The organism is Phaeodactylibacter xiamenensis, assembly GCF_000759025.1.
Lineage (GTDB): Bacteria > Bacteroidota > Bacteroidia > Chitinophagales > Saprospiraceae > Phaeodactylibacter > Phaeodactylibacter xiamenensis.
On record NZ_JPOS01000079.1, the window covers coordinates 79,168 to 101,478 of the forward strand.

The following is a 22,311-nucleotide window of genomic DNA, read 5'->3' on the forward strand; positions in this document are numbered from 1 at the left end:
GATCAGAAATGATCGTCAATTAGAAAGGGGAGTAGCGAGAGCTGCTTCCCTTTCTTCGGTTATGCGGCAGGTGAAGAGGAAGGTAGCGCCTTTCCCCTCCTCTGAGGACAGCCCGATATGGCCATTTTCCTCTTCAATGATTTTCTTGCAGATCGCAAGGCCAATACCGGTACCTGGGTATTCAAGGCTGGTATGCAGGCGCTGGAATATCTTAAAGATTTTTTCCTGATACTGTGGGTGAATGCCGATGCCATTATCCTCAACGAAAATATAAGGCTTACCCATTTCCTCCCTGGCCCCCACACGTACCTTCAAATTGCGGTCCGGATGCCGGAACTTAGAGGCGTTGGACAGCAGGTGATAAAAGAGCAATTGCCCGTTTCGGGTGTTGATCCAGATCTTGTGGTTGGGCGTAAGGAGGCTCACCTGGCCTTCTTTCTGAAGGGCTGGGATTTGCCCGATGGCATTCTCAACCAGGTTTTTTACAGTATTCCAGCTTCTTTGCTCAGCGTATGCGGTAATTTGGGAATAAGCCTGCAAGTCATCGATAAGCCGCTCCAGTTGCTGCGTCCCCTTCACTGCAAAGTCAATAAACTCCAGCTCTTCCTGGTTCAGCTTGTCATAGGCACGGCGGCGCAGCAGCTGCACGAAGCTTGAAATATTGCGCAGAGGCGACTTCAGGTCGTGGGCGGCTACATAAGCAAACTGGTTGAGCTCCTGATTGGACCGCCTAAGCTTGGCGTTTGAAGCTTCCAGTGCCTGGTTTTGCTCCTTCAGGGCTTTGGTCTTTTCTTTTACCAGCTGATTGAGTTCCCGGTTTTTAGCCTTTCGGTTGAAACTTTGGAGAACAAGCAGCATCACTGCCAAAGCACCTATGAAAAGCAGCCAGTAAAAGGTTAGCGACTGAGTAAAAGGACGGTTGATCTTGAAGTGGAAAGGGGTGGAAAGGTAGCTGACCTGACCTTTGTCAGTAAGGGCCCTGAGCTCAAAAGTATAGCTTCCGGGCTGCAAACCTGCATACCTCGCCTCTGGGGTTTTCGTAGAAGCCCATTCCTCGTTCAGCCCCTTTAGACGGTACTGAAAGGTGATGGTTTGGCGGTCCTGGAAATTCAGAGATGCGAACCTGAATTGGATATTGTTTTCATTCGGGGCTAGACTGGCCACAGCAGCCTTAATTACCATAGTGTCATTTACTGCCGGCGGGTAAAGCACCAATTTAGGAGATTGTGAAGCATTGATGATTTCGCTGGGCTTAAAGTACATTACGCCCTCATTAGTCGCAATGAATACCTGTCCCTGCCATAGTGCAATATCATTGATGCTGTTGGACAATAATCCGTCGGACGTACTGTAAGTCACGAGTTGGGCGCGGGGCCCATCAAAAGAGGGTGCAATCCAATTGGTAAGCCCTTTATTCGTTCCAATCCAAAGGCTTCCGTGCGGGTCCTGGTAGAGGACATTAATGAAGTCACTGGCCAGCAGGCTATCTTGATTGAGTATCCGGTATTCGTTGTTTTTGATCAGGACCAGCCCGTCTCCTCTGGTGCTGGCACAAACCGTACTGTCTGCCAGGATTTCGAAGTCTGTGATCTGACTGGAAAAAACAGGGTGGCGGTTTTTCCAGAAAATAGTATCTGTTGGAGTGATTTGCATTAAGCCATTGGTAATGGTATGGGCCCAGATTGTCCCGCCATGGTCTACTGTGCTGGCGTAGGACCGGCCGGGGAAAACCGACTCGATTTTTACAGCTTTTTTATTGAACATCTCCCACGGAGCAGTCATTTGGTCTATTTGGGCAAGGTCAGCTGCCGCTATCTTCCTTATGCCTTTATGACTGGAAATAATGAGGTCTCCATTGAGGCCAATATCCAGGTTTTTGATGGCCTCCTGAAGTAGGAGCTGCTCCCTGTTTTGGCCGTAGTAAATCAAGCCGATGTCGGTAGCCAGAAAGTAATGGTCCGGAAGGGGCATGGCAATTTTTAGAACCCGGTTGGTGATATGAAAGCCAGGTTGGTCCTCCAGGGTTTTCCTGCCCGTTACTGCTACCTTGCCGGAGCTGTCGGATGTGAAGAATTCAAGGATGTTACTACGGTTGCCGGCAACCAGGTACTGATCGGTAGCTAATATACTGTTGATCGTATTTTCTGTAAGGCCATTTGCTTTGCGCACCACCTGAATTGCACTGGCTTGCCGGGGCAAAAAGTAGAGCCCGTTTCCGAGCGTAGCGATCCAGGCATTGCCTTCTTTGTCTAATAGGACGCTGGAAGGTTGCTGGCCCTTTAAAAGTGTTTGTTGGTAAATAGCCGCCGTATCGCCCTGAATGGCGTATATTTCAACACCATTTCTAGGTTGTATGATCCATAGATTGTTGTCTTTCAGCCGGATGTGGCTGTTGAGGTCCCGCCCCTGAATTATCTTCTTCGCCGTTTCGGTGTCCGTATTGATGACCAATACATTGCCCTTAAAGTGGCAATAAAGCAGAGGGCCTTTTGAGGCATAGTAGAAGTAAAACACATCATCACTTGGGTCGCCAACTTCGAAGCAGGTGTTGACTTGATTACCGGCTATTTGGAGCAGCTCTGTTCTGTACCCTTTCTTTTTTCTAACCATCCAGGGTTGATCCTGATGTTCGAAGACCCAATAATAGGTGCTATCTTCCCGGAGGAGTTCCGGGGCCACAGGCATAATGTCCAGGGCATCGTTGAGCCTGAAAAGGTCATTTGAACGGCTGATCCAAAGCGCACTTTCCGTTTTTACAAACTGATGGTCAATGTAGGAAGAAAAGGTAGAGGAAGAAATAGGGGCAATTTGGACCTTAAAGTCAGGGGTGAGGTAGGAGAGGTGGCCAAGGGTGTTTACCCAAAGCCGGTGGTCCACATAGTCAGTGCCAATTACGTCATTACTCGGCAGTCCGTCCTTTGTGGTCAGCGTGTGAAATTCAACCCCATCAAAGTAGGAGAGGCCAACATCGGTGGAAACCCAGATGAATCCGGAACTGTCTTGCTCAACGCCATAGATTACTTTAGAAGGCAGCCCGTCCTCAATATCAAAATGCACAAGTTGCTCTTCACTGATCTGGCTATGAAGAAGGCAGCAATTCGAAAAAAGCGCAAAAAAAAGAACACACCTGAGCAGGCAATCACCTTTTTTTAGCTTAGACATGATTCGTTCCTGTCAATGACTCTGAAGTTCAGGGTCAAAAGCTACTAAAAAAAATGTTAACTGGCCCTTCAGAAGCTGCCAAATAGTGACAGGGCAATGGTTGGGTTTAAGATTGTTTTTTGATTGCCAGTTGCTGGAAAGCCCGTTACAGGGGCGCTGTAGTTAAGGGTAGTGAAAAAATTGTCACTTAAATTATACCGTAAACCAGCTGTCCATCCTGTACTCCAGCGGCTTAACCCTGTTACGGATTGAGATCGGTTGGTAATATTGAAAGCAGGAAGGCTGGCCTCGCTCCCGTCCGTTCCGCCGCTATTGTCCGGTGCCCCTGTGCCAGCCCACAGATTAACCTTTTGTGCGCTGGTGAGGTAGGCCATGAAGAAGCCACCTTCCAACCCCAGCCCAGGAGTGATTTGATAGCCGGCACGTAGGGCTGTGTTAGCGAAGTGTGCAACTTCCACCTTTGTAGCCATGCTGACCACAGCCGGGTTGTTGGAGAAGCGACTGTTGGAAAGCGCAAACTGCCGTTGATCCAGTTGCTGATTCATCCCTAAGCGGAGGTAGCTCATGCTAAAGCGGCTGTACCATCTTGATTGGTTAGGCTCCCAGGCAAGAAAAACCCCTGCTTCATACCCTGTGCTGCCTTGTTCTGGCACGAAGAGCCCGCTTATGAAAAGCCCGGGCTGCCAGGGGGAAGTTGTAGCCAAAGTGGTTTTTGGCTGTTCGGGCAGCGACGGAAAGCTTTGTTTTTCCAATGGTTCAGGGCTGAGTGCTGCAAGAGCGTTCAGCGGGGGAATAGCAGTAAGTGCAGGGGAGAGCGCAAGTGGCCCTTCCTGCTCTATGGATGTCGTTGCACTTGCTGTCTGTCTATACTGAACCTTCGCATTAGGCTCAGACTGTTTTACGGGGCGGGGAATTGGGGAAGTGTTCAAAGCCGCATTAGGGTAATGAGCTGCTCCTGCTATTGGGGGAGTATTGCCTGCAATCGGCGAGGAGTCACCCTGACCAGTAACGTTTGCTTCCTGCTCCAACGGTGAGTGTTCCGGGTTTTGGCTGGCCCTTGCCCATTCGGAAGGAACCGGCAACTGCCCGATGACTGTATGGTTACCGGCAAAATCATTGAGCAGCCAACCTGTGCCTATGCCAATAGCCAGCAGTGCAGCACTCCACCATACCCATACCAACGGGCGGCGCTGTTGAACGGGCATTTCCTGGTCGAGCATTTGCCGCATGCCTGACCAGCCCTCCTCCACCCATTCGGGGTTAATATTCGATGTGAAATTATCCTGCATGGTTGTAATGCGTTCTGATTAATTGTTTCAGTTTTTGCCTGGCATTGGAAAGGTGCCATTTTGAGGTGCCGGTGCTGATCCCCAGCTGCTTTCCAATTTCCACATGCGTGTAGCCTTCAATAGCGTAGAGGTAAAAAACCTCTCTTGTGGCATCCGGTAAATAAGACACCAGCTTGAGGATATCCTCCAAATACAATTGGCTCAGGGCGTTGTCAGGTGCAGGCCCGTCCCGGTCTTCCAGATCGAGAAAATGAACCTGATTGTTGTGCTTTTTGAAGTAGTCTGATAAACTATGGAAGATAAGCCTTCTGATCCAGCCCTCCAGTGACCCGTTGAATGAGTACTTCTCCAGCTTTTTAAAAACTCTGAGAAACCCGGTGTTCAGGATTTCCAGCGCTATTGATTTATCCTGGGTATAACGCAGGCACATCCGCATCATACTGTTGAAGTACTTGCGGTAGAGCATTTCCTGAGACAGCCGCCTGTTTTTCAGGCAGCCTTCCACCAGCTCTTCATCGGTATATGCGGATGCGTCCTTTGCCATATTAAAATTGGTTCTTAGACAAATCTCGTGATTTAGAGTCAAGCCAAAAAGGAAATCAACGCTCCCGTTGGTTGCTTTTGCTTCCCTTTTCGACTTGACCACGAGATTTGTCAAAGAAGGCTAAAATTTAACTCCAATTTGCAGTTGTATACGCCGGAACTTCCATTCCTGCGTAGTCTGCCGGTCTCCCCACCACCAGCCAAAATGGTCAAATGTTGACTGAGCCGACTGAAACTGATAGCCCAGACTCAATAACAGGCCAAGTTCCTGCCGAATGGGTACTTCCAGGCCTATCGCCCCGTGAGCATTAAAGCCTCCTGTTGCATCAACCAGCAAAGTCTCCTCATCCCTCCGGTTAAGCGCTGCTCCATAACCTGCGGCAAACTGCAAATAGGGCTGCACACCAGTTTGAGAAGGGTCATAAAGCTTGCAAACAGCCCAAAAGGGGAAGTAGCTGTAGCCACTGTTGAACTGATAGCTTTGTGCCCCAACTCCTCCACCTACCCCAAGATAACGTTTTATCCGGTAGGTGCCAATGTATTGCAGGGAGGCACCGGCTTGTATTTCTGAATCTGAGGACCCGATCAGGCTGCCGTAGTGCACTTCATGCGCCCACCCGGGCTCGAATATGCTTTCAGTATCCTGCTGTGCCTCAACTGTGCCCGGCAGTAGCAGCACCAAGACTGTAAATACGGCAAAAGCCCATGCTTTCATATACTGTGCCATATTACAGCGATAAAAGGTTGCTCAAACGGCGTGGTGCCTCCGGATTGCTAATATCGTATTGGTATAAACCATTGTCGCCTATGACTATCGCTAAATGGCCTTGCAGCGTAATAATATCATAAGCCTGGAATCCTGTCATTTTTCCAATTTGCTCGTTGCCAACCGTTGCCGGGTCGGTGGCATCAAAAATCTTTACGCCTTGTTCGTTCTCACAGATATACAGGGCGTTATGGAGCTTAGACAATCCATGTGGGTTGTGCATGCTAAAGCTGTTGATCAGTACCGGGTCTGTTAGGTTGGTGACATCCACCACATCGAGCTGATTGGTAAAAGTCTCACATTCCGTGCCGTTCCGGAGCGTCACGTAGGCAATATTCCCATCTACAAAAACCGGGTCGCAAGCCGTAGCGTGGCGGAATACCGATAGCTGCTCCGGAGCAGTAGGCACACTGTTGTCAAAAATATACATACCGTCGGCAGCACCAATGAATAGCTTATCTCCGTAAGGGAAAATGGTCTCAATACCCCAGCCTATATCGACTACATTGATCTTTTCAGGCTCAGGGGTGGCGGACAAGCCAAATACATGCAGCCGGTGTTCGTCCACCACATACAAGTGGTCCTGGGCGAGGGTGAATCTTGCCATAGAGCCTCCAACACCTACGTCCTGCGCTTGTCCGGCGGATTCATTGGCGAAATCCTGCGCCACACCGCCTGCCGCCACATCGATGAATAAAGTGCCGTCTCTCCAAAAGGAATTACCGGTATACGAGTCACAGTCTACCTCCTCCGTCATTGGCACCTTCTCGTACCGGACCAAATAGCCTTGCTCTTCGTCAAAGCTATGGCTGGGAATGGCTTCTTCGGTCCGTCCGGCAAAAACCGGGCTGTTGGGATTGGTAATGTCAATGGCGACCAGGTCTACATAGTTGTCAGCGTAGATCATATTGCCACGCACTGCCATATCCACATTGCCCGGAATATTCAGGAACCCAAAGGGTTGGGGGGCTTCCGGATTGCTGTTGTCAATCAGGTGTATGCCTGCACCACGCTCATTAATCAGGAGGATATCCTGGTAAACATAAATTTTGCCAGGGTTCTCCAGGTCTTTGGGTGCTTCAAATTCTATAGAGTGGCGGAAGTCAGCGGGTTTCACGTAAACCGGTTCATAAGCCTGAAAAGTACTCGTTGCCTCACAGGTATCCTTTATACAAGAAGGCAAAGCCAGCGCAAGGCTGAGCAGGCCTATCAGATAATAGAAAGTCGGGATCGTTTTCATAAAGGTAAATTTGTGAAAAGTTTAGAGATAATCTATTCCCGATGACTTCTCACAAAGCCAGACGTTGGATAAAGCAGGGAGGGTTGGGTTAAAGCCCTATATTTGTGTAAAAAAAAAGATGAGGCAAATCATTCTGTCTACGTTCATTTGGATTGCTTTCGGGATAACGGCACTGGCTCAGGTGACTTTCAATATCACGAGTGTACCAGCTAATACGCCGGACGGGGCGGTCCTTTATGCGGCAGGCAACTTTAATGGTTGGGAGGAAGGTAGCTCGGATTATGCCTTTACTGCAGCTGCGGATGGTACTTACACCCTCACTTTTGAGCCTGATCCGGGCACTCTGATGTTCAAATTTACCCGGGGTAGCTGGGCAACGGTGGAAGGCAATTCGGATGGCGGTTTTCTGCCCAACCGGACTTTGGAGTACGGCGGGGGGCAGTTGGAGGTCGATCTGGAAATTGTATCCTGGGAAGGAGACGGCCCGGGAAGTTCCACTGCCGCTGATAATGTTACTGTGGTTGCGGAAGACTTTTATATGCCTCAGCTGGACCGCAACCGTCGTATTTGGGTTTATCTGCCACCAGATTACACGACCTCCACAACGGACTATCCGGTCCTTTATATGCACGATGGCCAGAACCTCTTTGATGCCGCTACTGCAGCCTTCGGAGAATGGGAAGTGGATGAATCCCTGAACGCCCTGTTCGAAAATGGGGATGACGGCATAATCGTAGTAGGCATTGACAACGGCGGGGTCGCCCGGTTAGACGAGTACAGTCCGTGGGTGAACCCAAGTTATGGTGGGGGGGAAGGAGAAGCCTATGTGGATTTTATCGTGGAAACACTTAAGCCCCACATAGACGAAAACTACCGGACGCTTCCGGGGCGGGCCCACACGGGTATTATGGGGTCGAGCATGGGCGGCCTGATTTCACTCTATGCTGCGATAGAGCATCAGGATATATTTAGCAAAGCGGGGATTTTTTCTGCTTCTTTCTGGTTTGCTGAAGCGTGCTATGACCATGTAGGCGACCGGGGGAAACACGAGGATATGCGGATATATATGATTGCCGGAGCTCAGGAAGGGGCAAACGGGCAACAGGTGGCTGATATGATGGCTATGAAGCAGGAGCTACTGGCTGCGGGGTTTGAGGAAAGCGAGATTGTTGCTGTAGGGCATCCGGATGGTACACATGCTGAATGGTACTGGAAAAGAGAATTCCCCGCTGCCTATGAGTGGTTGTTTGGCAATTTGACCACCGGCGTAAGTGAAGATGCCCGCGATTTTATGAAAGGTGTGGAGGTATTTCCGAACCCGGGCGGAGATACTGTATATATCGAGCTGCCGGAAGAAAAGCCGGGGCTTCAGTGCAGGGTTTTCACAGCAGAGGGTAAACTAGTAAGGCTCATTCAGCCTGATGGTCGGAGAATGAGCCTTGCCGGATTGCCGCCTGCTGCCTACCTGATCGGCTTTTACCTGAAAAACGGCCAATGTATAGGCATGAAGCGCCTGATGGTGCAGAAGTAAATGCTAGACTGTGTTGGGAAGGTAGTCCGGGAAGAACTACTCTTCAGCTTCTACTTCGTAACCACCGATGACTTCGTACAGGCCATTTTTCACGCGCTTTTCGAATTCTTTTCGAGGCACGGGCATTTTTCTATTTAAAGTCGTCAGTTGTACCGTAACGGTTTTAGACGTTTCCTTGAGTACTTTGACTTTGATGCTTCGATCTATCATAATAGCTGTCGATTAAAATGTTGAAGAAAGTAGTTGTCCGGTAAGTTCGGGTAAACGGCTACCGTTTTATGGTCAAATAAAGGCACACTTAGATGTTAATCAGGGTGGCGTTAATATCATGTTGTTTTACCAGCCGGTCTGCAAAAGCACGGTGCCCATGCGGTGTAAAGAGGAAGAACTTTCCCTCTTTGATTGAAGCCAGCCGGTCAAGCAGTTTCCATTTAGTGATGAGGTCTTGTTTTTGGTCTGATTTCATGGCGATTTCAAAGTAGCATTTGTTGCCCCGCATCACTGCGGTAATATCAGGAGTGATATACGACTCTTCCTCATCGGGGGAGGAGGGGGGCTGCTTGAAAGACGTGGGCTTGTCGATTCCCTCGTCTTCTACGTTGGCTTTTACTTTGGAGTAACCTCTTTGCCTGACCCAGGTAATAGCCTTTTCGTAAACTTTTTCATCTTTCTCAGACGTAACCATATCATGGAGGCTTTTAATTATTGGAACGATATCTAATTGCGTCTTCCCTGATAAAACCAGGGAAGAGGTGTGAAGTGCGATAGAATAGGCAAAACTTTATTTCGAGTGGCGACCAGGATTCATGATTAGTATACTGAATGCCAGGGGCGCAAGTTTCAAAAAAGCAGATTAATGTTTGGTCAGCACGGGCTGCAAGACTGATACGCGCAAATGTTTGCACTTAAAAGACATCAATAAACGGAACTGACCGGGAACAACTATAGCCGCTTGGGCTTTGCTTTCTATCCGGGCAGATCAGGAAGCCAGGGCAGCAGGTATGGAGTTGTCCACAAATTTTTTGCCGTCCCATTTGCCAAGCCACTCGATTTCCTTTCCTGCTTTCTGATACTTCTTGAAAGTAGAAATAGCAGCGTCTTTTGATTTTCTGAAAATGGTAATATTGTTGGGGACGGATTTTATCGTAAAGTAGTACTTGCCTTTACCCATTGCAAAGTTCTTACGCAATTTCATAGTAATAGTTTAGTGAATAAAATAGAATGAATCCAAAGCGACCGGATACTAAATCAACCGGACTTTACGAGCTTCCAGTCCCTTATCACTGGCTTCAACCTCGAAGGCTACTTCGTCGCCTTTTGAAATCTTGTCTTCAAGACTGGTGACGTGGACGAACACATCTCTATCCATATTTTCGGGCTCTATAAAGCCATAGCCGCGCTTGCGGTTAAAAAATTTGACTTTACCTTTCTTTTCAAATGATTCGTCCTCTCCAGTGAAGTAATTCACAACTTTCTTTAACCACATGGTATTCTTGGTTTTATACTGCAGGTTTCATGAATTCAGGATTCAAAATTTCATACAGCCCCAATTCTTTCCGGTGCAGAAAGGTTAGTCTGGGCAGCTGAATCTGGCAATGCTGATCGAGAAAGAGCAATGTAACATATTTCGCGTCGGCTTCGATAACTTGCACCCTGCGGGTTTTAATTTTTGCCATGAAATTTTTTTCCTGGTTAATGTGTTTTCCTGTTTTGGATGTAGCAACATAGATTTTCCAGCGTTTATCAGGGAGTTCCTCCGCTATCAAAAAAAACCTCCGAAAGAAAATTCGATTGAATTGGTTGTCAGGCGATTAGAGGGGAAATACAAGAAAACCCGAATTAAATACAAACTTTTAAACAACTTGCTACATTATAAGAAACGGCTTTCCCCAATAAATAGTTCAATTTTGAAAGTTTTGGTTTTTTTGCCTGGCAGGCAAAACAGCGTAAAACTTTGCCCGTTATTTTACGTCCTGGAAAGCATAAGGATACGATTCTACTTATCTTTCGGGCCAATAAAGTGCTGATGTTTACAATATTCCTTCTCATTGCGGCTTACATCGTTTACCGGGCGGTACGGCAAATTCTCCGGGTATATGAATGCCCATCGAATGAGGTGCTCACAGCCTTTTGGCGTGGGAAATTAAGACCGGGCAGTGAGCCGCATCGTCACCTGATTACTCACTTGGGTAATTGTGAGAAATGCCAGGACCGGCTGCAACTGCTCCGGCATGGGCTGCCGTTGGAAGACCACCTCATCGACAAAGATCAGGACTAGTGGTCTGTTAAGGCTCAACCCATGAATTAAGCTTGATGGCCTATTAGAACAAGCCAGAAATCACCCCTTCATCATCAATATCAATATTCAGGGCGGCAGGCGATGCGGGTAGGCCCGGCATGCGCATCATATTTCCGCTAAGTGGCACCAGGAAGCCGGCACCGGCAGCTATTTCGATGCCTCGTATATGAAGGGTGAAGCCTTCAGGGCGTCCTGTTAGTTTGGGGTCATCCGACAAAGATTTTTGCGTTTTGGCTATACAAACGGGTAAGCCTTCCAGCTCCAATTTTCGGATTCGCCGTAGATCGCGCTCTGCTTCCCTGCTGTAGGCTACATCTGCAGCGCCGTAAATGGTTGTGGCAATGGTCTTGATTTTTTCCTTTACGGGCATATTCCATTCGTATAAAGGCTTGAACCGGGTATTGCCGTTTTCTGTAAGTTCCACCACTGCTTCCGCCAATGCGCGGGTCCCTTCGCCTCCATTAGCCCAGCCATCAGACCGGGCCACCTTAACGCCTTTTTCTGCGCAGGCGGCTTCCACCGTGGCGAGCTCTTCCTCGCTATCGTAAACAAACCGGTTGATGGCCACCACGACCGGCAGGCCGAACTGCTGTAGGTTTTCCAGGTGCTTCTCAAGATTGGGGATACCTTTTCTAACTGCTTCAGGATCGGGGTTCTTCAGGTCGTCAAGACTTACGCCACCGTGATATTTTAAAGCCCGGATGGTGGCGACAAGCACTGCTGCTTTGGGCGACAAGCCTGCGCTTTGGCATTTGATGTCCAGGAATTTCTCAGCGCCCAGGTCTGCGCCAAAGCCCGCTTCTGTGACGGCGTAGTCCGCCAGGCTCAGCCCCATTCGTGTAGCCATAACAGAGTTGGTCCCCTGTGCGATATTGGCAAAAGGGCCACCGTGGAGGATGGCAGGTACCCCTTCCAGGGCCTGTACCAGATTAGGCTTGATGGCGTCCTTAAGCAGTGCTGCCATCGCGCCCTGCGCACCAAGGTCACGGGCATACACCGGTTTCCGGTCATAAGTGAAGCCAATGAATATATTGCCAAGGCGCGTTTTTAAATCAGTGCGGTTCTCACACAGGCACAGAATCGCCATGATTTCTGAGGCCGCAGTGATGTCAAAGCCAGTCTCCCGGGGCAGTCCGTTGCCGGTACCGCCCAAGCCTACCACAACTTGCCGCAAAGCCCGGTCGTTCATGTCCATAACCCGTTTCCAGAGCACAGTCCTTGGGTCAATACCCAGATTGCCCTGTTTGCTTTGGATGTTGTTGTCAATGAGGGCGGCCAACAGGTTGTGGGCCTTCTCAATAGCGCTAAAGTCACCTGTAAAGTGGAGGTTGATGTCCTCCATGGGCAGGACTTGCGACTGCCCACCGCCGGCAGCACCGCCTTTGATGCCGAAAACCGGGCCCAGGGAGGGCTCCCGAAGCACCACCACTGTTTTCTTCCCGATCTTTTGCAGCCCCTGGCTCAGCCCGATGGATACAGTGGTTTTGCCCTCTCCAGCGGGAGTTGGGGAAATGGCCGTTACCAGGATAAGGTTGCTTTGCCTGGCTTTTTCTGCATCAATCAGGGAGAGTGGAAGTTTGGCTTTGTGGTGGCCGTAGCGTTCCAGGCTGCCTTCAGGCACGCCCAGTTTGGCGGCAATCGCTCCAATATCCTGAAGTGTTGCCTGCTGAGCAATTTCAATGTCTCGATTCATGTGTGGTTTTATCTGGTTTGGTATTGGTTAGGTCATACCTGTTTAAGGGCAGGTATAATCCACTTTAGTTTTAGCTGTTTCAATGATATATATCAGCAGAAAAGCGAAAAAACAGGTAAATGGTTAACTATTTGTAAGCCCTTTGCTAATTAAGTGTGATCTTTTATTAAAAATTTTAAAAAAGTGAAACAAAAGCCGGCCTATCGAGTTAAATTTACCAGAGTTTTTTCATACTAATTAATTTGCTGAACCGCATTCTCGTCTGAGTGCGGTTTTTTTATTCTTTACGGTCTGGGTTTTCCCGCATGCTTACTACTCGCTGTGGCAGGCCAAAGATAATTCCGGCGGTCTTAAATCGTGACACCAGGCGCTCCATCACATCGCACCCCATGGCAAAGGCACTTGCATTATCTTCTGCCCAAAGGTAGGCACGGAGGCGCAATCCGCTTTCCCCCAAATCAATAACCCTGATTCTGACTACAGGAAAGCCCTCTGCTTTCTCTTCCTCCGAGCGGTTGTCCAGCAGATTGGGGTGGGCCATGGCTTCTTCAGTCAGAATGGACTTGGCCAACTCCAGGTCGGTATCATAGCTTAGCGAGAACTCCAGCCACTTGCAGATCGAGTCACCCCCAAAATCAGAATTGATAATCACTTCTTCGCTAATCACCGAATTGGGTATGAGGATACGTCGGTTCTCAAAATCCCGTATAACCACATGCCTTAGGCTGATATCTTCCACCGCACCCTGAAGCCCTGACTGGAATTTGAGCCGGTCATTGACCCGGAAAGGCTTAAAAATAATGATGAATATCCCGCTGATGATGTTGCTCAGCGCATGCTGGGAGGCAAAGCCAACCGCTACAGCCAAAATGCCAGCGCCAGCCAGCAGCGAATTGGCAATAGCACGCATATTGGGCACGGTATATACTGCCCAGCTTATACCTACAATATAAATGAGCCCGGTGATGGCATGTCTCAGAAAAATATAGTTGGTAGGATCATTCCTGATAATGATGGTCGACCGCTTGAGAAACCGCCGGAAAAGCCAGCTGAAAATAGCAGCGAGCACAATGGTGGCAGCTATGATCCCTAAAAAAAGCGCATACGGTTTGAGTTGCTCCATTACGACAGCATGATTTCATCCAGTAATGCCTGATCGTCATCCAGGGACTTGAAGAGGCGGGTGCGGAATTTGTTTTTGGAATTAAAGAGCTGTATGGACATCTTGTCGATGGCAATCATGGATAATACCGTTTGGATGTAAGCATCCACCAGGTCATCCAGCCCGATACCGAGCTTGTTGAAATCGCGGCGGTCCATAAGCAGCAGGCGGTTGGTATCTGAGCCCCAGCTGTTGGACCCCTCCTTAATGGAAAGGTTGGTGCCGAGCATGGACCAGGAGTCGGTGCCCCCTTCGATATGGTCAGCCAGTGGTTCGGCAGCGCGGCGGGCGTAGATAGACAGGGGCCTGATACCTTCTGCAGTGTAGCTCACCATCATGCGGATGTCGGCCACATAGGCATTGCCTTTACTGCTGGGCACAGTGCCGATGTGGTAAAGCTTCCCCTTGCTGCTAGTGGAGCTCCAGTTGTAGTTGCCGATGAGCGACTGTACGATGAAGCGGGAGTATTTGAAGTCTTGCTTCATAAAATCCGCCAACTCCTGTTCGTTAACAATAGTGTAAACACCCTGCCCGGCGTTGCTGTATGGGTTTTTGACCACAGCCTGCCCGCCCAGCTTAGCCACCCAGATGGGCACTTCCTCCAGGCTGACGTCCCAGATGGTTTCCGGCGTCAGGATTTCCAGCCCGGCTTGTTCCAGTTCGGCATTGAACAGGTCATAGGCTTTGGAGGCCAGCATTTTATTGCGCCCGCCCGCCAGGCAAGCGACAATCGGGTTGAAAATCTGCGTTTTGCTCATCACCGGCAGCCGGTTCCAGGGGCTTTGGGTGAGGTAGCGGAAAGCCATTCTGATTTTGTGCCATTCCCCATCCGTACCCAGGACATACATGACCCCGTCTTTGAAGCGGACGGCCGGGTCTTCGTCCGTATTGTAATACGTTACGGTATGTACCGGCTCCTGGAAAACATCAGCCATGGCTTTAGCGTAGCCTATGGCCTCCATGGGGTTCTTGTCATAGACCACTGCCAGCTCACCTGAAGGGCCGCGGCGGGACTTGGTCAGGGGTTTGAAAGTACGCTCCATCAGCAGCCGGTAGCCGCCTTGTTCCTGATTGTCATCGAGCAGCGGCATAGACTTTTGACCGGAAGGGCAGGAGTTGTTCTCAATAACCACCATTTGGCGTTTACCCTTCTCGCTCGTCACGTGCATGAGGTCAGCGCCCGCCCATACAAAGTGCCTGGGTTTGTATTTGAGCAGCTTGCGCAGTGTATCCGGGCTCACCATAGGGTGGAGGTGGCAATAACGCTTGATGATGCGCTCCTGGCTCAGGTTGAGGAAAAAGGAGATCATCGGGTGGATGGTAGCGTTCAGGGCTTTGGCGTACCAATGGTCTTCCGGTTCAAATTGTCCGGGTTGGAATAGTTGGGACTTCATGCGTTGTGCTTTTCCTGTTTTTGCGGGTAAGGTATGGTTTTCAAAATGGGATAAACAAGCTACCCGCTGTTATTTTTTTGTAAACGGGCGGCTTTGTCTAATGTTGGTTGGGTGCACTGCAATTACCGGGCCTTCTTCCAGGTCCATCATCGCATTGAAGAGCGCGATTTTTTCAAATTGGTCAAGGCTGGCAGCGTGAATGTCCGCAGTGGAAATGCGGCCCTGCTCCAGGAGCCGTGCCCTCCGGGTCCCCTCTAGCATTGGCTGTCTGGGCGTCAGCCATCGGGAGCCGTCCCACAGGGCGATATTGGCATAGGAGGTGTCGGTGAGCAAGCCATTCTTAACGAATAACACATCATCTGCTGCTCCGCGTTCGGCAAAGGCGGCGTTAATCAGTGCGCGGTCTTCGTACTTGCAGGCGTAGTCGATATGATCGGCATTGGCTAGGGTAAGCCTGTGCACGGGGCGTATTGCGTAGGGCGTAAATTCAACAGTTTCAATGTATTCCCGATAGAGCACCCGGCACTTGTAACGCCCTTCTTGAAATCGTTGAGGTATAGTAATGCTGTGGAGATTAGGTAAGGTTGTCCAGCCAAGGGCATGTGCGCTGCGCCGGACGCGGGCCTGGTGAAATACCAGCCCCTTCAGTCGCCCATTTTGGCAACAAATGGTTTCGAGCAGGCGTGGCTTCATATCAACGGCGCAGTTGCAGGGGCAAAAGGCAAGTAGGCTTTTTGAAGCAACTCTTCGTACTCCGCTTCCATCCGGCTGCGGGCGGTAATGCCCCCTCCGCTTTTGAAGATCAGTCCATCAGGGGTGGCTTCCACAAAACGGATCATCACACCACTGTCTACGGTTTGCCCGTCGTAAATGCCGCACACGCCGGTGTAGTAACCGCGGTCTTGTCCCTCTGCGGCCCGGATGACCTCTACCGTCTTTTGCTTTGGCGCCCCGCTTATGGAGCCGGCCGGGAGTAGTTTGAAGAACAAGTCACCCAGTTGCTGATGGAAGTCACCGGGCAGTTGCCCTTCAATCTCGGTACTGGTCTGTAGCAGGCTGCCGGTATGGGTAGTAATAGCCTCCACGTAACGGTAGCGCTTTACCCGGACTTTTTTAGCCACCATGCTCAGGTCGTTGCGGATGAGGTCGACGATTGTGGCATGTTCCGCCCGTTCTTTGTCATTGCTCAGCAATTGTTGTTCGGCACCGGGCAGGGTAGCATCGATCGTGCCCTTCATAGGAAAGGAGGCGATGCGCCCTTCCTGGCTGACTCGCACAAAAGGCTCCGGAGAAAAGCAGGTAAACTGCCCCTTCAGCCAAATCCGGTAACGCGCCCGGTTGAGCAGGAAAATATCGTGCAGGCTCAGGTTGGTATCAATGGCAGTAGGGAAGGCCAGGTTGAGCAAGTAGGTATTGCCATCGTGCAAAGCTTTCTGCACTTCTTTGAATGCAGCAGCATACCGTGCAAGCGATACCGGATGGCGCTCGAAGTGGAAGTCGGTAGCAGAGGGCATGCCCCTGTCATTCCGATGGTTGTGAATGGCAAACTGCAACTGCTCCGGGTCTATGGCATCAAGGGGCAGCACAATGGGCCGTTGCATTTCAAAGTCGATCAGGAAGAGAAAAGGCCGGCGGTCTTTACCCAGGTCGTTCATACGTTGCTGAGCGGTAAGCCGGTCGGTGGTTATGGTCATGTTCCGGTTTGGGTTCCTTTAGTTAGACGGTTGTGCCAGCCATAGTAACACAACAGGAGGGATAGAGTTGAAATGTACACTTTTTCCTATTTTCGCTCCAAAAGAATATGACCCGAGCGGAACTCAGCGCCCAAATCCTGCAAAAGCAATCCTACCTGTGCGTAGGCCTCGATGCCGACATTGACCGATTGCCCCGCCACTTGCTGGACAAAGAGGACCCGGTTTTTGAATTCAACAAAGCCATTATCGACGCGACCAAAGATTTGTGTGTGGCTTACAAGCCCAACCTGGCTTTTTACGAGGCACTTGGCAGCAAAGGGTGGGAAAGCCTCCGCAAGACCCTGGAATACATCCCCGATGAGCACTTCACGATTGCCGATGCCAAGCGGGGCGATATTGGCAATACTTCCCGCCTTTATGCACAGGCATTTTTCGGGGAGATGGGCTTTGATGCGGTTACGGTAGCCCCTTACATGGGCGTGGATTCTGTAAAACCGTTTCTGGAGTTTGAAGGCAAATGGGTGATCCTTTTAGCGCTGACCTCCAATAAGGGGAGTCAGGATTTCCAATTCGATCAGCAGGAAAACGGCCAGCCTTTGTATGAGAAGGTCATGCGAAAGGCGCAGGAATGGGGTACGCCCGGCAATCTGATGTACGTCGTTGGGGCCACCCACCCGGAGAAGTTTAAGGAAATCCGGGAAATTGCTCCGGACCACTTTCTGCTGGTGCCCGGTGTCGGTGCACAGGGCGGCGATCTTGAAGCCCTGACCCGCCACGGTGCCAATGCGGATGTGGGGCTGCTGGTCAATTCTTCCCGGGGCATCATTTTCGCCGGGGAAGGGGAGGACTTTGCGGAAAAAGCAAGAAGTGCGGCTCAAGCTCTGCAAACCTCTATGGCTGCATTGCTTCAAAACCTATAGTTTATGCTCACCGGAATCCCGTTGCTGCTGGCGATTATTGCAGCCATTGTACTGATTATTGTGCTGTCTGCCCGGTTGGGCGTGCATCCTCTTCTTAGCCTTTTGAGCGCTACCTTGTTTCTGGGGCTGGCGGCCGGTATGCCACTCTCTGGCCTAATTACGGCTATTAACGAAGGCTTTGGTGGACTGATGGGCTACATCGGGCTTATCGTGGTGTTCGGGAGTATCATCGGGTATATTCTGGAGAAATCGGGGGCTGCCCACCGGCTGGCGATTGCGCTGCTCAGTAGCGTAGGGAAGGGTCGCCCTGCTCTGACGATGTCAGCTATTGGAGCGATAACCAGCATCCCGGTATTTTGTGACAGCGGGTTCATCATCCTGTCCGGGCTGAATGACGCGGTCGCCCGGCAGTCGGGCGTTAAAAAAGGCGTGCTGGCGCTTTCCCTCTCTGCGGGGCTCTATACCACCCACACCCTGGTGCCCCCTACTCCGGGCCCAATCGCCGCCGCCGGTAACCTCGGCGCTGCGGATTATCTCGGCACGATTATGCTGCTTGGGCTGCTGGTGGCCCTGCCTACGATGCTGGTCGCGGTATTCCTGGCTAAGCGGCTGGGGCAGCGGCTGGAACTGCCGGAGTTGGTAGCAGAAGCGCCGGAGACAGGTACATTGCCTTCTCTGGGGCGCTCCGTTTTGCCCATACTGCTCCCGATTTTGCTCATCGCAGCGGGTTCGGTCCTCAAACTGCTCGGGTACGATGGTCCAGGCACGTCATTACTGTTGTTTCTCAGCCACCCGCTCATTGCCCTTATGCTGGGCACGGTGGCCGCACTCTGGCTAATGCCCAAATGGGACAGCGCGCACCTCAGCGGCTGGATAGGAGAGGGCATCAAACTGGCAGGGCCGATTCTTATTATTACGGGTGCGGGCGGTGCTTTTGGGGGCGTTCTGAAAGCCACACCGGTTGCGGACCTGGTGGAAGGCAGTCTGGGCAGTGGCGGTTATGCCGGAGCAGGTGTGCTGGTGGTCGCTTTTCTGATTGCGGCGTTTTTGAAGACAGCTCAGGGCTCCTCTACCAATGCGCTGGTGATTACCTCCTCTCTGCTAGCACCGGTCGTTTTACAACTCGGGATGGAGAACCCGGTGGAACTGTCGCTGCTGGTGCTGTCGATCGGCGGTGGCGCTATGACGGTCTCTCATGCCAACGACAGTTACTTTTGGGTGGTCACGCAGTTTAGCGGTATGGAAATGCGGGAGGCGTACCGGAGTTTTACGTTGATTACAGCGGCTCAGGGGGCGACGGTTTTGGTGGGGGTATTGGTGTTGTATTGGGTTTTGGGGTGAATTGATGTACAGTGAATATTCCAGCCTTTGCTGAATAGGCGGAAGGGAATGAAATGGAGGGGGAATGTAAAACTGCAAACTGCTGAATGTAAAATGTAAAAGTGTGAGCGAGGCATGGCTCGGGCGGAAGGGAATGAAATCTGTAATGTCTTTAGAGGTGGTTTTTTCACCCGGCGCACTTCCTTCGCCGGGTGTGCTGTAAAAGTGGCTTTTTCGCCCGGAATACTTCTCGCCGAACCCTGCTTCGAGCCTCATCAGTAGGAGGAATCAGCACGTATGTATGTTTCCATGCAAAGTTTAGGGTTTCGCGGAACATCCCTGAATTAAGAGTTACTTTTGCCTGAAAACACCTAACTCATGCGATACCTATGGCTTAGCTTATTGACCTGTGTTTTCTACGTTCAGTCTACCGCACAGCCTTACGTGGAGGGCGGGCAGACCCGTCACCGGTTTGCGCAATTGCTGATTGGGGCGGACGCGGTATTATTTCCGGCATCGGGGCAGACTTTCGCCCTGGATGGAGACGGCAGCTTGTCGGATTTTACGCCCAATGCGGCGCTTGTCCCGCGCATTAATATCGCAGGGACGCACTTTTGGGGGCACGCCAATTTCTACATCTCCATACCTGTTGCGAATGTGCTGGACAACAGTGTGCCATTTGGTGGCGATTACACCTTTAATCCCGGTGTGGAAACTGGGCTGCGGGTATACCCCTGGCGCATAGAGGAAAAGAAATTCCGTCCTTTCGTCGGTGCCGCCTTTGCAATAAGCGACTGGCAACAGAACAGCAACCGGGGCTCGGGGGCATTTGCGCATCAGACGCGGTTTCCGGTACAGTTGGGGCTGACCTGGCAGCGCAAGCAGCTGTTGTTTGAATTGGGCGCGGGTCAGTTTTTGAATAACCAAACGGACTACTACGTCAGCCCGAATGATGCGGTAGAGATTGAGCTCCCCTCCACCTACTTCTGGCTGGGCTGCAACTGGCAGATAGAGACGACCCTCAGTGCGGAGAAAAGCTGGAAGAGCGGTCAGACGGCTGCAACTGTGGAGCGCCTGGAAGAAAAGCGAGCCCTCAGCGGCTGGTCGGTAGCCGTGGGCCCTTCATCTGCCTTCATACTAGGCCGCTCACCGCGCAATGATAAACTGTACCCGGCGATAGGCCGCCATAGCGGTGCGGCGATCTTCCCGGAATTTGGGCTGGGCTACTACCACTATCCCTGGGATGCCCACCTGAACCTGGCTTTCCGGGCGAACCGGTCGGAGCGTTCGGCTTACGGCACTGCTCAGGTCCTGCAACGCCGGGCCTTAACCCTCGAAGCCTATAAATTCCTCTTTGATTACCATGGCTTCGTACCATTTATCGGCCCCCACCTCAGCCGCGAGTGGCTCAGCATGGAGGAAACGGTGCAGCGGTCTACGCCTTACGAGGGCAGCGAAGTACAATGGGTGCCGGGGGTGACCTTCGGCTGGGATATCCGCCCCAATCAGCTTCAGGGCTTTATCCTGCGCACTAATTTGCGGTATACGCCAACTCAAAATATAGGACCTGAGGGTGGAGTCTCCTTCCGGCAGCTGGAGTTCAACTTTATTCAGCTGGTGCTTTATCCCGGGCGGATAAAGCGGATGCAGCGGGCATTGCGATGACAGGGTAGCACAGCGTTTTTTTGAATAAAAAAATGCTGGCGGCAGAACCAAAATTAAGGTAAGGTGTCAATAGGATATTATTTAAAATTAAAGTAATGCTATGAAAGGTAATTGTAATGCTTTCTTTTGTTTTGCTACCATGCTGGCTTGCTCATTGGTGTTTATCGGATGTAGTCAGAATGATGGCAGCGACGTTAGTCCATCAACAAATGATGCTGGCGCTGTTACTTCTTTCTTGATGCATGATGCAGGTTTAATCATTACCCTTTTGACAGATGATGGAGATGATGAGACCGATTATTTTGAGTCCTATGTTTTTAACTTCAGTTCAAACGGTAATATAGCGGCAGTGGGTGATAGTGATACTGTTACAGGGACATATAATGTTTTTCGTGATGACGGGAGGGTGGAATTGTACATGGACTTTCCTAATGTCGGAAACTTTGACGAGCTCGATGACGATTGGTATTTCATTTCCATTGACCAAAACACGATCCGGTTTAATGACGATGGAGACCGGCTGGAATTTAGGCAACGATGAACAGGGCTTTCGTATATTGTACCGTTGGTTGTCATGAATAAAAAACAACAGGGCAATGGAAGGACAGCATTCTTATCGGATCAAAGAGCTAAATATTGAAAGCTTCCCAAAGGGGCAGATCAGCGAAGCGTGGTTGCACATCATCAACAATGGGATTGGTGAGCCGGTCCGGATACCCATCATTATTGCCCGGGGCAAGGAAGACGGTCCGGTGCTTGGGCTGAATGCCGCCCTGCACGGCAATGAGCTGAACGGCATCCCGGTCATCCAGAAGCTCATCAACGACTTAAATCTGGATGAACTCAGGGGTACAATTGTGGGCGTACTCGTCGCAAATGTCCCCGGGCTGCTGCTGGAGCAAAGGGCTTTCAACGATGGTGTCGACCTCAACCGGATCAGCCCGGGCAAGCGCGATGGTACCCAAAGCGAGCTGTATGTCTACCGGCTTTTTGAAAGGATCGTCAAGAAATTTGACTACCTGATCGATTTGCATACCGCAAGTTTCGGGCGTGTGAACACCTACTACATCCGCGCTGATATGTCTGATGAAATGAGCTCAAGGATGGCAAGGCTGCAGAACCCCGAGATCATTCTCAACCACACTCCAATCGGCATAACGCTAAGGGGGCGGGCCGCCATACATGGCATCAAGACCATCACTATAGAGTTGCGAGATCCTCATTTGTTTCAACGGGATGTGATCAACGACAGTCTGGTAGGCGTCAGAAACATACTCTGCGACCTGAAGATGCTGCCCGGTGAAATCCTTTGCCCGGCAGATGAAATTACCCTATGCGACTCCTCCTATTGGCTGTACACTGATGAAGGGGGGATTCTCAATGTCTTCCCGCAGCTCGGGCAGCAATTAAAGAAGGGAGATAAAATTGCCGCCGTAAAGACCATTTTTGGAAAAACAGTCAAGGAGTACTTTTGCCCTGAAGACGGGGTTGTCATTGGGAAGAGCGTCAATCCCATCAACCAATCCGGCAGCAGGATTCTGCATTTAGGTATTAATACGAAGAAGATACCTTGCATTACTGCGCAGGAGTTGGATCATCAGTAATGAAAGTTACTAAATATCGCTGGATATGG

Annotated in this window: 22 protein-coding genes; 7 read left to right on the forward strand and 15 right to left on the reverse strand. The window is 50.7% G+C overall.

The window, feature by feature from the left end; translation table 11 throughout:
* Positions 1-15: 15 nt before the first annotated feature.
* The 5 genes from IX84_RS31260 to IX84_RS20405 form a co-directional block, all read right to left on the reverse strand.
* The gene (locus tag IX84_RS31260) at positions 16-3,057 is read right to left on the reverse strand and encodes an ATP-binding protein (protein WP_052516243.1); all 3,042 of its coding nucleotides are present in this window, start codon (positions 3,055-3,057) and stop codon (positions 16-18) included.
* A 173-nt stretch (positions 3,058-3,230) separates the two neighbouring features.
* Positions 3,231-4,451 carry an outer membrane protein gene (locus IX84_RS20390; RefSeq protein WP_044225082.1) on the reverse strand — a complete coding sequence of 407 codons (1,221 nt, stop codon included), beginning with the start codon at positions 4,449-4,451 and terminating at the stop codon, positions 3,231-3,233.
* The gene (locus IX84_RS20395; protein WP_044225084.1) at positions 4,441-4,995 is read right to left on the reverse strand and encodes an RNA polymerase sigma factor; all 555 of its coding nucleotides are present in this window, start codon (positions 4,993-4,995) and stop codon (positions 4,441-4,443) included. Before IX84_RS20395 ends, IX84_RS20390 begins: the two co-directional genes overlap by 11 nt.
* Positions 4,996-5,115: 120 nt before the next feature.
* On the reverse strand, positions 5,116-5,709 hold the full coding sequence (locus IX84_RS20400; RefSeq protein ID WP_152605163.1) for a hypothetical protein: 594 nt from the start codon (positions 5,707-5,709) through the stop codon (positions 5,116-5,118).
* 13 nt (positions 5,710-5,722) lie between these two features.
* Complete coding sequence (locus IX84_RS20405; protein WP_044225089.1) at positions 5,723-7,000, reverse strand: LVIVD repeat-containing protein; 1,278 nt, start codon at positions 6,998-7,000, stop codon at positions 5,723-5,725.
* A gap of 118 nt (positions 7,001-7,118) precedes the next feature.
* Between IX84_RS20405 and IX84_RS20410 the strand changes: the two genes are divergently transcribed.
* A complete protein-coding gene (locus tag IX84_RS20410; RefSeq protein WP_052516244.1) occupies positions 7,119-8,531 on the forward strand; it encodes an alpha/beta hydrolase-fold protein in 1,413 nt (470 codons plus the stop codon).
* 36 nt (positions 8,532-8,567) lie between these two features.
* Here the strand turns inward: IX84_RS20410 and IX84_RS33540 are convergent, their stop codons facing one another.
* The 5 genes from IX84_RS33540 to IX84_RS33545 form a co-directional block, all read right to left on the reverse strand.
* Complete coding sequence (locus tag IX84_RS33540; RefSeq protein WP_160213848.1) at positions 8,568-8,741, reverse strand: hypothetical protein; 174 nt, start codon at positions 8,739-8,741, stop codon at positions 8,568-8,570.
* Positions 8,742-8,829: 88 nt separating this feature from the next.
* Entirely contained in the window at positions 8,830-9,216 is a 387-nt protein-coding gene (locus IX84_RS20415; protein ID WP_044225092.1) for a hypothetical protein, read from the reverse strand.
* A 294-nt stretch (positions 9,217-9,510) separates the two neighbouring features.
* On the reverse strand, positions 9,511-9,726 hold the full coding sequence (locus tag IX84_RS20420) for a hypothetical protein (RefSeq protein ID WP_044225094.1): 216 nt from the start codon (positions 9,724-9,726) through the stop codon (positions 9,511-9,513).
* Positions 9,727-9,774: 48 nt separating this feature from the next.
* Positions 9,775-10,017, reverse strand: a complete 243-nt coding sequence (locus IX84_RS20425; protein WP_044225097.1) for a cold shock domain-containing protein — start codon at positions 10,015-10,017, stop codon at positions 9,775-9,777.
* 13 nt (positions 10,018-10,030) lie between these two features.
* Positions 10,031-10,207: a hypothetical protein gene (locus IX84_RS33545; protein ID WP_160213850.1), complete on the reverse strand. Its 177-nt coding sequence runs from the start codon at positions 10,205-10,207 to the stop codon at positions 10,031-10,033.
* A gap of 350 nt (positions 10,208-10,557) precedes the next feature.
* Here IX84_RS33545 and IX84_RS20435 point away from each other — a divergent pair, with 350 nt between their 5' ends.
* Positions 10,558-10,809: a hypothetical protein gene (locus tag IX84_RS20435; protein WP_152605164.1), complete on the forward strand. Its 252-nt coding sequence runs from the start codon at positions 10,558-10,560 to the stop codon at positions 10,807-10,809.
* Between the two features lie 43 nt (positions 10,810-10,852).
* Here the strand turns inward: IX84_RS20435 and IX84_RS20440 are convergent, their stop codons facing one another.
* From IX84_RS20440 to IX84_RS20460, 5 genes are all read right to left on the reverse strand, one after another.
* Positions 10,853-12,523, reverse strand: a complete 1,671-nt coding sequence (locus tag IX84_RS20440; RefSeq protein WP_044225107.1) for a formate--tetrahydrofolate ligase — start codon at positions 12,521-12,523, stop codon at positions 10,853-10,855.
* Positions 12,524-12,800: 277 nt separating this feature from the next.
* The gene (locus IX84_RS20445) at positions 12,801-13,646 is read right to left on the reverse strand and encodes a mechanosensitive ion channel family protein (protein ID WP_044225109.1); all 846 of its coding nucleotides are present in this window, start codon (positions 13,644-13,646) and stop codon (positions 12,801-12,803) included.
* Positions 13,646-15,079 (reverse strand): ATP-grasp domain-containing protein, encoded by a 1,434-nt coding sequence (locus IX84_RS20450; RefSeq protein ID WP_044225112.1) that lies wholly within the window; start codon positions 15,077-15,079, stop codon positions 13,646-13,648. Before IX84_RS20450 ends, IX84_RS20445 begins: the two co-directional genes overlap by 1 nt.
* A 69-nt stretch (positions 15,080-15,148) precedes the next feature.
* On the reverse strand, positions 15,149-15,772 hold the full coding sequence (locus IX84_RS20455; RefSeq protein WP_044225115.1) for an aminotransferase class IV: 624 nt from the start codon (positions 15,770-15,772) through the stop codon (positions 15,149-15,151).
* Positions 15,769-16,773: an aminodeoxychorismate synthase component I gene (locus IX84_RS20460; RefSeq protein WP_044225118.1), complete on the reverse strand. Its 1,005-nt coding sequence runs from the start codon at positions 16,771-16,773 to the stop codon at positions 15,769-15,771. The genes IX84_RS20455 and IX84_RS20460 overlap by 4 nt, the downstream gene beginning before the upstream one ends.
* A gap of 107 nt (positions 16,774-16,880) precedes the next feature.
* On the opposite strand from IX84_RS20460, the gene pyrF reads away from it, so the two are divergent.
* From pyrF to IX84_RS20485, 5 genes are all read left to right on the forward strand, one after another.
* Positions 16,881-17,693: an orotidine-5'-phosphate decarboxylase gene (pyrF, locus tag IX84_RS20465; protein ID WP_044225120.1), complete on the forward strand. Its 813-nt coding sequence runs from the start codon at positions 16,881-16,883 to the stop codon at positions 17,691-17,693.
* Between the two features lie 3 nt (positions 17,694-17,696).
* Complete coding sequence (locus IX84_RS20470; protein WP_173426316.1) at positions 17,697-19,034, forward strand: GntP family permease; 1,338 nt, start codon at positions 17,697-17,699, stop codon at positions 19,032-19,034.
* Between the two features lie 357 nt (positions 19,035-19,391).
* Positions 19,392-20,678 carry a hypothetical protein gene (locus IX84_RS20475; protein ID WP_044225123.1) on the forward strand — a complete coding sequence of 429 codons (1,287 nt, stop codon included), beginning with the start codon at positions 19,392-19,394 and terminating at the stop codon, positions 20,676-20,678.
* Positions 20,679-20,946: 268 nt separating this feature from the next.
* Entirely contained in the window at positions 20,947-21,219 is a 273-nt protein-coding gene (locus tag IX84_RS33550; RefSeq protein WP_160213852.1) for a hypothetical protein, read from the forward strand.
* Positions 21,220-21,274: 55 nt separating this feature from the next.
* A complete protein-coding gene (locus IX84_RS20485; RefSeq protein ID WP_044225128.1) occupies positions 21,275-22,282 on the forward strand; it encodes a succinylglutamate desuccinylase/aspartoacylase family protein in 1,008 nt (335 codons plus the stop codon).
* Positions 22,283-22,311: the final 29 nt, after the last annotated feature.